Origin of the sequence: Staphylococcus equorum (assembly GCF_029531845.1) — a bacterium.
Classification (GTDB): domain Bacteria; phylum Bacillota; class Bacilli; order Staphylococcales; family Staphylococcaceae; genus Staphylococcus; species Staphylococcus equorum_C.
Genome location: NZ_JAMBPV010000009.1, coordinates 89756 through 102696 on the forward strand (window position 1 = coordinate 89756; position 12941 = coordinate 102696).

The 12941-nt window shown below is 34.3% G+C and carries 9 protein-coding genes and 6 tRNA genes; 4 read left to right on the forward strand and 11 right to left on the reverse strand.

Annotation, left to right across the window (positions count from 1 at the left end; genetic code table 11):
• Positions 1–255: 255 nt before the first annotated feature.
• Complete coding sequence (gene glmS / locus M4L39_RS11175) at positions 256–2061, reverse strand: glutamine--fructose-6-phosphate transaminase (isomerizing) (RefSeq protein ID WP_277582101.1); 1806 nt, start codon at positions 2059–2061, stop codon at positions 256–258.
• A gap of 660 nt (positions 2062–2721) precedes the next feature.
• On the opposite strand from glmS, the gene M4L39_RS11180 reads away from it, so the two are divergent.
• Genes M4L39_RS11180 through M4L39_RS11195 form a run of 4 tightly spaced genes read left to right on the forward strand, consistent with a single transcriptional unit; the run spans position 2722 to position 7885 of the window.
• Positions 2722–4275 (forward strand): PTS mannitol transporter subunit IICB, encoded by a 1554-nt coding sequence (locus M4L39_RS11180; protein WP_277582102.1) that lies wholly within the window; start codon positions 2722–2724, stop codon positions 4273–4275.
• Positions 4276–4311: 36 nt separating this feature from the next.
• Positions 4312–6342, forward strand: coding sequence for a BglG family transcription antiterminator (locus M4L39_RS11185; RefSeq protein WP_277582103.1), 2031 nt, complete (start codon positions 4312–4314; stop codon positions 6340–6342).
• A gap of 5 nt (positions 6343–6347) precedes the next feature.
• On the forward strand, positions 6348–6782 hold the full coding sequence (locus M4L39_RS11190; RefSeq protein WP_021339808.1) for a PTS sugar transporter subunit IIA: 435 nt from the start codon (positions 6348–6350) through the stop codon (positions 6780–6782).
• Complete coding sequence (locus M4L39_RS11195) at positions 6782–7885, forward strand: mannitol-1-phosphate 5-dehydrogenase (RefSeq protein ID WP_277582104.1); 1104 nt, start codon at positions 6782–6784, stop codon at positions 7883–7885. Before M4L39_RS11190 ends, M4L39_RS11195 begins: the two co-directional genes overlap by 1 nt.
• Positions 7886–7981: 96 nt before the next feature.
• On the opposite strand, the gene glmM is transcribed toward M4L39_RS11195, so the two are convergent.
• From glmM to M4L39_RS11245, 10 genes are all read right to left on the reverse strand, one after another.
• On the reverse strand, positions 7982–9337 hold the full coding sequence (glmM, locus tag M4L39_RS11200; protein WP_277582105.1) for a phosphoglucosamine mutase: 1356 nt from the start codon (positions 9335–9337) through the stop codon (positions 7982–7984).
• Positions 9338–9366: 29 nt separating this feature from the next.
• Complete coding sequence (locus M4L39_RS11205) at positions 9367–10299, reverse strand: CdaR family protein (RefSeq protein ID WP_277582106.1); 933 nt, start codon at positions 10297–10299, stop codon at positions 9367–9369.
• A 1-nt stretch (position 10300) separates the two neighbouring features.
• Complete coding sequence (gene cdaA, locus M4L39_RS11210) at positions 10301–11107, reverse strand: diadenylate cyclase CdaA (protein ID WP_277582107.1); 807 nt, start codon at positions 11105–11107, stop codon at positions 10301–10303.
• A gap of 137 nt (positions 11108–11244) precedes the next feature.
• Positions 11245–12150, reverse strand: a complete 906-nt coding sequence (gene rocF, locus M4L39_RS11215; RefSeq protein WP_277582108.1) for an arginase — start codon at positions 12148–12150, stop codon at positions 11245–11247.
• Positions 12151–12441: 291 nt separating this feature from the next.
• Positions 12442–12514: transfer RNA gene (locus M4L39_RS11220), tRNA-Lys, on the reverse strand.
• A gap of 4 nt (positions 12515–12518) precedes the next feature.
• A tRNA-Gln gene (locus tag M4L39_RS11225) sits at positions 12519–12593 on the reverse strand.
• 4 nt (positions 12594–12597) lie between these two features.
• Positions 12598–12681: transfer RNA gene (locus M4L39_RS11230), tRNA-Tyr, on the reverse strand.
• 16 nt (positions 12682–12697) lie between these two features.
• Positions 12698–12773, reverse strand: a tRNA-Val gene (locus tag M4L39_RS11235).
• Positions 12774–12781: 8 nt separating this feature from the next.
• Positions 12782–12853: transfer RNA gene (locus M4L39_RS11240), tRNA-Glu, on the reverse strand.
• A gap of 3 nt (positions 12854–12856) precedes the next feature.
• A tRNA-Asn gene (locus tag M4L39_RS11245) sits at positions 12857–12931 on the reverse strand.
• Between the last annotated feature and the right edge of the window lie 10 nt (positions 12932–12941).

Sequence of the window (12941 nt, forward strand, 5' to 3'; positions counted from 1 at the left end):
AAATTATAATTTTGAACATTGTAATACTTAAAACTTTTTATGTATTTTTGTATGATATTATTTATTTCCTATTATACAGGAATAACATTACTTTTGTTTTAGTTATGCTACAAATATTTATAATTATTTTATGCCTAATCCTTTTTAAAAATAAATCTATATATTCCCTTAAAACTATTGAATAATAAAAAGGCTGAATCACTAATGGATTCAGCCTTTTATTATATAAACAATAAGTTATAATTTAATCTTTATTTATTCTACTGTAACTGACTTTGCTAAGTTACGTGGTTTGTCTACGTCTAAATCTCTGTGTAGTGATGCGTAATAAGAGATGAGTTGCATCGTTACTACAGAAACTAATGGTGTTAATAGTTCATGTACTTTTGGAATTACGTAAGTATCGCCTTCTTTGTTTAGACCGTCCATTGAAATGATACATGGGTTTGCACCACGCGCTGCAACTTCTTTCACATTACCTCTGATAGATAAGTTAACTTTTTCTTGTGTTGCTAATGCGATAACAGGCGTCCCTTCTTCAATTAAAGCAATCGTACCATGTTTTAATTCTCCACCAGCAAATCCTTCTGCTTGGATATATGAAATCTCTTTAAGTTTTAAAGCACCTTCTAGACTCACATTATAGTCAACTGTACGACCGATAAAGAATGCATTACGTGTAGTTCTTAAGAAATCTGTTGCAATTTGTTCCATGACATCTGCGTCATCCACAATTGCTTCGATTGCAGTCGTTACTTTAGCTAATTCACGTAATAAACTTACATCTACTTCTTTACCACGTTCTCTCGCTACGATTTTTGCAAAAATCGAAAGTACTGCAATTTGCGCTGTATAAGCTTTCGTAGAAGCAACAGCTATTTCAGGACCTGCGTGTAATAGTAATGTATGGTTAGATTCACGTGATAACGTTGAACCTGCGACATTCGTAATTGTTAATGATTTGTGGCCTAATCTGTTCATTTCAACTAATACGGCACGACTGTCTGCAGTTTCACCTGATTGTGAAATATAGATAAATAACGGTTTTTTAGAAAGTAATGGCGTGTTATACACAAATTCTGAAGATACATGAACTTCTGTAGGAATGCCTGCCCATTTTTCAATAAACTCCTTACCTACTAAACCTGCATGATAGCTTGTACCTGCAGCAATAATATAAATACGATCCGCTTCTGCAACATCTTTAATGATATTTGCATCCATTTTCAAGTTACCTTCTTCATCTTGGTATTCTTGAATAATACGGCGCATTACTGCTGGTTGTTCATGAATTTCTTTTAACATGTAGTGGTCATAAACACCCTTTTCAGTATCAGCTGCATCAATTTGTGCTGTATATGCTTCTCTTTCTTGAACATTGCCATCTTGATCTTTAATAATAACTTCTTCACGTTTAACGATAACAATTTCATGGTCGTGAATTTCTTTATATTGGTTCGTAACTTGTAACATAGCCATTGCATCAGATGCAATCACATTGAAATCATCGCCTACGCCAATTAATAATGGTGATTTATTTTTAGCTACATAGATTTTGTCTTTATCTTCACTATCGATTAAGCCAAGTGCATAAGAACCTTCTAATAAAGAAACTACTTTTGTAAATGCTGCTTCAGTAGCAAGTCCTGTATTTGAAAAATATTCAACTAATTGCACAATAACTTCTGTATCTGTTTCTGAGATAAATGATACATCTTTTAAGTATTCAGTTTTAAGTTCTTCATAGTTTTCAATTACACCGTTATGCACAAGTGTAAAGCGTTCTGATGTTGATTGATGCGGATGTGAGTTTTCATGATTCGGCACACCATGTGTCGCCCAACGTGTATGTCCGATACCTACATCACCGTCTGTATCATCACTATCTGCAACTTTTCTAAGCTCAGCAATACGTCCTTTAGATTTGAATACTGAATTACCTTTGTCATTCACTACTGCAATACCGGCAGAGTCATAACCTCTATATTCTAATTTTTCTAAACCTTTTAATAACAATTCTTTGGCATTATCATGCCCAATATATCCAACAATTCCACACATTTAATTTTCCTCCAATGTAATGGTGATGGGTAACGAACGTTCAGCGTATACGAACCTGTTCAATTTCGATATGCCATCATAGACGGACTGGTGCCTTTGTTTATTTAAAAGCGAATCCATGTCTAAGATAGGCATATTAGTCCCATACACCTTATAATAGTATTTTTTATTTTTGGCTATCTTATTAACTTTGTGCACTAGGTTGCCCTAATGTTTTCCTTAATAAGTTCACGAATGGACCACATCCGGGATAGCATCCGCCGATGGTTCGATAACTATCCTCCTCGTCTACAAGTACTAATGTCATGTCTATTAAGATTTCTGTTATAAACCTTAAATAATTAACATTTCATCACTTCACTTGCACAGGCGCTATAATTGAACTAAACGATTTAACTGTCCTCCTTTCCCTCAATAATTCTTATTGTACAATGTAAACAATGCTTATTGCAAATCATTTATTAATATTATTTTTACAACCACTTAAAATTTTATTTATATATTGTCACACTACGTAATTTCCTTTGTTTTTGACATTATTTAACTGTCGTAAAATTGTCAAAAACTCTATGACAAATTTGAAATTACTTTAAGTTGTTTATTAATAGGAACAGCCATACAATGAACTTATAAATAAAAAGAGAAAAAGAGGTGCAATTTATGTCACAAACAGAGACTAAAGAAAACAATGGTATTGGGCGCAAAGTCCAGGCATTTGGGTCGTTTCTTAGTAGTATGATCATGCCAAATATTGGCGCATTTATCGCATGGGGTTTCATCGCTGCTATTTTCATCGATGGTGGTTGGTGGCCTAATAAGGAGTTAAGCGAATTATCTGGACCAATGATTTCATACTTAATTCCGTTACTTATTGCTTATAGTGGTGGACGTTTAATCCATGAAATGCGTGGCGGTATTATTGCTGCTGTAGCAACAATGGGGGTTATCGTTGCTTTACCAGATACACCAATGTTACTCGGTGCAATGATTATGGGACCACTCGTTGGTTGGTTAATGAAAAAAACTGACGAATTTATTCAACCAAGAACGCCACAAGGATTTGAAATGTTATTCAATAACTTCTCAGCCGGTATTTTAGGTTTTATAATGACAATCCTAGGGTTCAAACTTTTAGCACCAATTATGGAATTCATTATGTACATTCTTTCATTGGCAGTTGAAACGTTAGTACATGCACATTTACTTCCATTAGTAAGTATTATAGTAGAACCTGCAAAAATTGTATTCTTAAACAATGCAATCAACCATGGTGTGTTTACGCCACTTGGTGCCGATCAGGCAGCTTCTGCTGGTCAATCTATTTTATATACAATTGAATCTAATCCTGGACCTGGTTTAGGGATTTTAGTTGCTTATATGATTTTTGGTACTGGAACTGCAAGAGCAACATCTTACGGTGCTGGTATTATCCACTTCTTAGGTGGTATTCATGAAATTTACTTCCCTTACGTATTGATGCGTCCGTTACTATTTGTAGCTGTAATCTTAGGTGGTATGACAGGCGTTGCAACTTATTCACTATTCGACTTTGGATTCAAGAGTCCCGCTTCACCTGGCTCCTTTATCGTCTATGTTCTGAACGCACCTAAAGGCGAATTTTTACACATGCTTATCGGTGTGTTACTCGCAGCTTTAGTTTCATTCATCGTTGCTGCCATCATCTTGAAATTCACAAAAGAACCTGATGAAGATTTAGAAGCTGCTACAGAAAAAATGGAATCTACTAAAGGTAAAAAATCAAGTGTATCTTCTAAACTAACAGGGAATAAAGATAATAATACTGCTGAAGCAACTGGTTCTGGTGCTGCGGCTGCATCTTCAGATACTGAAAGCAGTGAAGCTCAATCTGAAGAAGACTTATTAGATAATTATGATACAGAAAATGTACATGCTCATGATTATAGTAAAGTAAACCATGCTATATTCGCTTGTGATGCTGGTATGGGTTCAAGTGCTATGGGTGCAAGTATGTTACGTAATAAATTTAAAAAAGCAGGTATCCAAGATGTTGATGTTTCAAATACAGCAATCAATCAATTATCTGATGATGCACAACTTGTTATTACACAGAAGAAACTTACTGATAGAGCAATTAAACAAGCACCAAATGCAATTCATATTTCAGTAGACAACTTCTTAAATTCACCTAGATATGATGAATTACTTGAGAATCTTAAGCAAGACGAAAATTAATTAAAATTATATAGAATAATACTGGAGGGTATGACTATGTTTTTGAGTACACGTGAAAAAGAAATTATCGAAATGTTAATTAAGTATCACGGTCAATATGTCACGATTTATGACATTGCTCAACATCTAGCTGTATCCTCTCGTACTATTCATAGAGAGTTAAAGTCAATTGAGTCATTTATAAATACCTTTAATATTGAATTAGAACGTGTGACTAAAAAAGGTATACAATTGGATGCAGATGAGCAAGCAGTTACCTCGCTAAAATATGCACTTTCAAAACAAAATACGATTGATTTATCTCAAGAAGAACAGAAAGTTATTATTTTATATGGATTGATTCAAGCTAAAGAACCTATCAAACAATATGGCTTAGCACATGAAATTGGTGTATCTACACAAACGTTAACCAAACTATTGGATGAATTAGACATTGAACTTGATCAATATCAATTAAAATTACAGAAAAAACGTGGCGAAGGTATTCATTTAAGTGGTGCTGAATCAAAAAAACGTGAATTATTAAGTCAACTCATGGTCAATAATTTAAATAGTACAAGTGTCTATTCAGTGATTGAAAATCATTTTGTCTATCAATCCATTAACCAATCTCAACTGGCCATGGTAGATATGGATAAAATTTTTCAAGTAGAACGTATACTTATGGATCATTTAGATCAGCTCCCCTATTCATTGACTGAATCTAGCTATCTTACATTGACTGTGCATATCGTATTAAGTATCGATCGTATGCTCAATGGTGAATACGTTGCTCTAAATAATGACATCTATAATAACGTTAAAGATTCATTTGAACATAAAGTTGCTTCTGCACTCGCCTTACATTTAGAACATATTTATGGCGTACAGTTCAATCAAGCAGAAGTAACCTTTATTACAATCCATTTACGCGGTTCCAGGCGTAAGGACTCCGTAGAAGTGTTTAAAGATAATAAGGATGAAGCTCGGATAGATCAACTTATTCACTCTGTAGCTAAATATTCACAACAAGACTTTAAAGATTGGGAAACACTGAGCGAAGGATTAAAATTGCATCTTATCCCCGCGATTAATCGATTGAACGCAAACATTGAGACATACAATCCATTAACAGAAATGATAAAACATAAATACCCTAGACTTTTTGAAAGTGTACATCGAGGTTTAACACATATTTGGCCAGACTTTAATTTTCCAGATAGTGAAATTGCATTTATTGTGTTGCATTTTGGTGGTGCTATTCAAAATCAGGGAAGCCCATTTTATAGCGTCTTAGTCGTTTGTAGTAGCGGTATTGGTACAAGTCGTTTATTAGCTACACGATTACAACAAACATTCAGTGAGATTCAAAAAACGACACAAGCTTCTGTTGGAGATCTAAATGAATTAGATCCAGCACAATTTGATGCGATTATCACAACGGTAGATTTAGACATTACAACACCTTATATCACCGTGAACCCACTACTGCCTGATTCAGATATTAACCATGTTGCTGCATTTCTAAATATGCAAAAAGATGTACAACCAAGCCAAACATTAGATTATACACATCAAAACATAACAGATCCTGAAGCCAAACTATCTTATATCAGAAAAGGTTTAGAACTTATTGATTCAGTATATATTGATTATATAAGCGTTTCTAATTGGACTACCTATTTAACTGAAACATTATTATCTCATCAAATTATTACAGATGGTCAGTCATTCGCTGAACTCATTAAGCATCATATGGATACCCAAGGATTTGTCTTGGAACCATACCCGATAGCCATACCTCATTTAAAGAATGAGATAATTCAAAAACCTTTTATCTTAATTACAATTTTAAATGAGCCTATCATGCTGAAAAGTAATCATAATGACAATTTATCAGTAAATTATTTATTAAATATGTTTGTACCACATGATGATGTGATGTCACAACTTGTCAGTGACATATCAGGAAAAATGGTTGAACATTTAGACAATATTGATGAATTTATGCAACATCCCGAACAACTGTTAGACATTTTAAAGCAAAGTTATCTTATACAATTACAAAATCTATTAAACTTGGAGTGAAGAAAATGAGCGAATTATTCAGTAATGAAAACATTTTTATTAACCAATCAATGAAAGACCAAAACGAAGCAATCGAAAAAGCGGGACAAGCCTTAGTTTCAAGTGGTGCCGTAACAGAAGCATATATTCAAGCAATGAAAGACCGTGAGCAAGTCGTTACGACTTTCATGGGTAATGGCTTAGCAATTCCACATGGTACTGACGAAGCTAAAACAAGTGTCTTAAAATCAGGTTTAACATTAATTCAAATTCCTGAAGGTGTCGATTGGGATGGTGAAGAAGTTAAAGTCGTTGTCGGAATTGCAGGTAAAGACGGTGAACATTTAGACTTACTTTCTAAAATTGCAATTACGTTTAGTGAAGAAGAAAATGTAGAGCGTATTGTTAAAGCTTCATCTGCAGAAGAAATTAAACAGGTCTTTGAGGAGGCTGACGCATAATGAAAGCATTACACTTTGGTGCAGGAAACATAGGCAGAGGTTTTATTGGTTACATCTTAGCAGATAACGACGTTAAAGTAACATTTGCAGATGTGAACGCCGATATTATCAATGCTTTAGATGAAAAACAAGAATATGATGTAATTTTAGCTGATGAATCTCAAACAACAACACGCGTGCATAACGTTGATGCAATTGATTCAGGTTCCCTTTCTGAGAGCTTGAAAGAAGCAGTGTTAGAAGCAGATTTAATTACAACTGCTGTTGGTGTTAATATCTTACCAATTATTGCTAAATCATTTGCGCCCTATTTAAAAGAAAAGGAAACGCCTGTAAATATTGTGGCATGTGAAAATGCTATCATGGCTACGAACACTTTAAAAAAAGCTATTTTAGATATAACTGGTCCTTTAGATGACCATATTCATTTTGCTAATTCAGCAGTTGATAGAATCGTACCAATGCAAAAGAATGAAAATATTTTAGATGTCGTTGTTGAACCTTTTTATGAGTGGGTTATTGAAAAAGATGCATGGTTCGGCCCAGAATTAAATCACATTAAATATGTAGATAACTTAACACCATATATTGAAAGAAAACTGCTAACTGTAAATACTGGTCATGCTTACTTAGCTTATGCAGGTCGATACTTTAATCAACCTACAGTATTAGATGCTATTAACGATGAGAATATTAAACATGGTTTAGATAAAGTTCTTAAAGAAACAAGCCAGTATATTACAAGTCAATTTGATTTCACAGAAAATGAACAAGCACAATATGTTGAAAAAATTATTGGTCGTTTTAAAAATCCTAACTTATCGGATGAAGTTACACGCGTCGGTCGTGGCACAATCCGTAAAATAGGACCTCAAGATCGTATCATTAAGCCATTAAACTATTTATATAAACATAATTTAGCGCATGACGGTTTAGTTAAAGCAGCTGCCTTGTTATTAAAATATGATGACTCTAACGATCCAGAAACAGTAGAAAAAAATGATTATATTAAAACACACGGTGTTGAATCATTCTTAAAAAATTATGCTAAAATCGATGAACAATTAACTACAGAAATTGTTCAAGCATACAACGTACTATAATATTTTGAAATTGCTTTATTAAAGCAACAAAAAAGCTGGGAACAAGGTTAAAACGCTTGTTCCCAGCTTTTTATTTTTATCAAAATTGGAATTTGTTTATTCGTCTAATCCCATTTTATTTTGTACAACATCTGCAATTGTTTGCGCGAAACGTTGTGCATCTTCATCAGTTGAAGCTTCTACCATAACACGAACAAGTGGTTCTGTACCTGAAGGTCTCACTAATATACGGCCTTCCCCGTTCATTTCTACTTCTACTCTTGTCATTACTTCTTGAACATCGATGTTTTCTTCTACACGATATTTATCTGTAACACGTACATTGACTAATGATTGGGGGTATTTTTTCATTTGGCCTGCAAGTTGACTTAAGCTCTTACCAGTCATTTTAATAACACTTGCTAATTGCACACCTGTTAATAAGCCGTCACCTGTCGTATTATAATCCATAAGAACAATATGACCAGACTGTTCGCCACCTAAATTATAATTGCCTCTTCTCATTTCTTCAACAACATAGCGGTCTCCAACTTTAGTTTTGTTTGATTGGATACCTTCATTTTCTAAAGCTTTATAAAAACCTAAATTACTCATCACTGTTGAAACAATCATGTTGTTGTTAAGTTCGCGATTCTTAGACATCGCTTGTCCGATAATAAACATAATCTGGTCACCATCGACGATTTCTCCATTTTCATCAATAGCAATAAGTCTATCTCCATCACCATCAAAAGCAAGTCCAAAATCACATTCAGATTCTACAACTTCCTTCGCTAAAGTTTCAGGATGTGTTGAGCCAACCTCTTTATTTATATTATAACCATCTGGGTTACATCCAACTGTCACAGTGTCTGCTTCTAAATCTCCGAATAAAAATGGCGCTAGTGATGAAGTAGAACCATTCGCTCCATCTAAGCCAATTTTCATACCATCTAGATTTACATCTACTGTTGATTTTAAATAGCTGATATATTTTTGACTACCTTCAAAATAGTCAGAGTAATGAACGATATCTTCTCCAATTGGTCGAGGTAAATCAGGATTTTCTTGATCTAAAAGCGTTTCTATTTCTTGTTCTTGGTCATCTGACAATTTAAAACCATCTGAACCAAAGAATTTGATACCATTATCTGGAACTGGATTATGAGAAGCAGAAATCATAACACCTAAATCAGCTTCCATTGCACGGGTTAAATAAGCAACTCCTGGCGTTGATATAACACCTAAACGCATTACCTCTGCACCAATTGAAATGAGTCCTGCAATTAAAGCAGATTCTAACATTTCTCCAGAGACACGCGTATCTCTACCAACTAGTACTTTAGGGTGCTTTTCCCCTTCATTATGTGCTAATACGTAACCACCGTAGCGTCCTAATTTAAATGCAAGTTCAGGGGTAAGTTCTTTATTAGCTACGCCCCTTACGCCGTCTGTTCCAAAATATTTTGCCATTATATATATCTCCTTTATTTTAAAAAAATCTATTTGACTGTAATTGTTGCAGTTGTATCTTTAGGACTTACTTTAGTAACCTTATCAGGTACTTCAAACGTAATATCTTTTTTAGTAGAACCTGCCACATCATCCAAATCAATATTGGCTGTAATTTCATCAATATCTTCTAGATCTTCTTTATTACCGTAAATTTCAACTTCCTCATTATCTAATTCGATATTATCCACTTCACGACCGTTTGATAATGAGCCTACTGCTTTAGTTTTTACTTTCACTTTTTTACTATAGTCTTCTACTTTCACACTCAGATTGACTTCATTTGGTTGAACCATAACATCAATTTTATTTAGGTTTCTATCAAATGCAGTAATTTGTGCAACATCTGTCGTGTTTTTAGAAATTTCACTTTTATTTTTATATGTTGCTTTTAAATAAGCAATTTTATCAATTTGGTTTTTCCCACCAGTCACTTTAACAGTTTCCGGTGATACGCTTTGTTCACTAACTTTATATTCAGGATCCAAATCATTATTACTTACATCTGGTTCTACTTTTAATGTTTTACTTACTTTCTCTTCCAAATTTATTGTTGTTTCTTTCGGTTTCACATTATAATCAATATCTTTATTTAACCCATTTACTTGGAATTGTGTAGTATGCTTACCTGCTTTTTCTTCACTCAAGTCTAATACAGCTTTGATACTTTCAGCATTTTCAGCCTTCAGTACTTGAGATTGTGGTCCAGATATTTCAACATCCACTTTATTTGGAACCTCACTTGCATACAATGATGTGTTGTCATACTTCACTTGGACAGGTACATCTTCAATTGTTTCTGAAGATTTCTGTCCTAAGTTATCAGCATTAAAAATATTACCAAACATATTATTAACTGATAAGAAAAATACTAATGCTAATACAAGTGCGATTAACCTTAATCCCCACTTACTTTCTAGCATATTATTTCACACCTTTCTTGTTAAAGTGTGTGCCAAACCAATGTTCAGATAATAATTCTTCAAAAGCTTCGTTAGAAATATCTTTTCTTAATTTACCATCAAAAGTAACAGAAATTGAACCTGTTTCTTCAGATACAATAACTGTAAAAGCATCAGATACTTCAGAAATACCAACTGCCGCTCTATGTCTTGTACCTAAGCTTTTAGCAATTTTGGCACTATCTGATAATGGTAAATAACTTGCAGCACTTGCAATTTTATTTTCTTGTATAATCATCGCACCATCATGTAAAGGCGTGTTAGGTACGAACACGTTTGTTAAAAGTTCTTGCGATATTTCTGAGTTCATTGCAATACCTGTTTCAATATAATCTTGTAACCCTGTTTCATTTTCAAAAACAATCAGTGCACCGATGCGTCGTTTTGCCATATATTGCACTGCTTTGGATACAGAGGATATAAGTTTTCCTTCATCACTATTTAAATTGGTTGAATAACGTTTAAATAGACTTCCACGACCAAGTTGTTCTAACGCACGTCTAATTTCTGGTTGGAATATTACGATTAAAGCTAACACACCCCATTGAATAACTAAATCAAACAATTTGGCTGTGGCTGTTAAATTTAACATTTTACTCACTTGTTGACCAATAACTATTACAACAATACCTTTTAATAGTTGAATGGCTTTGGTACCTTTAAAAACTGTAATGAGAAGATAAAGTACATACCATACTATGAGCAAATCGAGTACACTAGCAATTATTTTCACTGTACTCCAGTCATCAAAAAAGTTGGATAAATCCATAACATCTCCTCCGGTTATCTGTTCCCATGTTATATATTATACCAATCATAAAGCTAACTGTCATATTTAGTATTTAATTTTATCTTAAAAATTAAAAAAACTGATATGGATAAAATCCATATCAGTTTCACTACTACTTATAGAAGCGTTTCTCCAAAGAAACTACCTACCAAACCAACAGCTTGTTTAGCTGTATCATTGGTATGATCTATTAATGGGTTAACTTCAACTATATCCATAGAAGTCACACACTTAGAATTATGTAATAACTCTAACGCAAAATGACTTTCTCTATATGTCAAACCACCTAAGACTCTAGTACCTGTACCTGGTGTTTCAACTGGATCCAACGCGTCAACATCTAATGATAAGTGTATACCGTCTGTTTTAGGTTCTAGATACTCTATCGTTTCATCCATAACTTGCTTAATACCATATCTATCAACTTCCGCCATAGTATAAGTTTTAATATTATTTTCTTTTATGTAACGGCGCTCGCCATCGTCTAAATCTCTCATTCCTATAAGAACGATATTTTCTGGCTTCACTTTAGGTGTATAATTGGAAATGTTAACTAAACGCTCATCCCCCTCACCAGCAAGCACACGTAATGGCATCCCGTGAATATTACCTGATGGTGATTCTTCAGGTACATTCAAATCTCCATGTGCGTCATACCAAATAACTCCTAAGTTATCATAGTGTTTACTTACACCAGATATTGAACCTATAGCAATTGAATGATCTCCTCCAAGAATTAATGGAAAATTATTTTTCTCAATACTATTTGATACAGCTTCACTCAAGTTATTAGAAACAGCAATAATTTCATCTAAATTTCGCAAGCCCTCTTGCTCTGAATTAAACTTATCTAAATCAATTGCTGGTACTTGAATATTACCAGAATCTTCAACAGATAAACCTATCGCTCTGATACGATCAACAATACCTGCATATCGTATAGCATCTGGACCAAAGTTAACCCCTAATTTCCTTTGACCATATGTTGATGGCGCTCCAATTATTTCTATTTTTTTCTTCATGTTAAAAACCCCTTTGTTTTCATCTGTTACTAGAATAATCGAAAGCGCTTTATGTTTCAAGTTAATGTAATATCATAATTTTTTTATAAAATCGTTATTTTACATATAAAACCAATATAATGATTTATAATTCATAAAAAGGCCTTATATCGCCTTTTACATACTATTCTAATCATAAAAATGTATATAAATTATTTTGACTTTTCTTTATTATATTATCATTTAAAGGTTTTCAGCAGTTTTAATTTTCAACACAAAAAAAGCATTTCTCATAAGAGAAATGCTATAGAGTGAGCCATAGTGGGCTCGAACCACTGACCCTCTGATTAAAAGTCAGATGCTCTACCAACTGAGCTAATGGCTCTAAATGGCTGGGCTAGCTGGATTCGAACCAACGAGTGACGGAGTCAAAGTCCGTTGCCTTACCGCTTGGCTATAGCCCATTAATGGTGGAGGGGGGCAGATTCGAACTGCCGAACCCGAAGGAGCGGATTTACAGTCCGCCGCGTTTAGCCACTTCGCTACCCCTCCGCTATTAAATTAAGAATGGTGGAGGATGACGGGTTCGAACCGCCGACCCTCTGCTTGTAAGGCAGATGCTCTCCCAGCTGAGCTAATCCTCCAATATGTATGACCCCGACGGGACTCGAACCCGTGTTACCGCCGTGAAAGGGCGGTGTCTTAACCGCTTGACCACGGGGCCATATGGCTCCACAGGTAGGACTCGAACCTACGACCGATCGGTTAACAGCCGATAGCTCTACCACTGAGCTACTGTGGAATAATTAAAT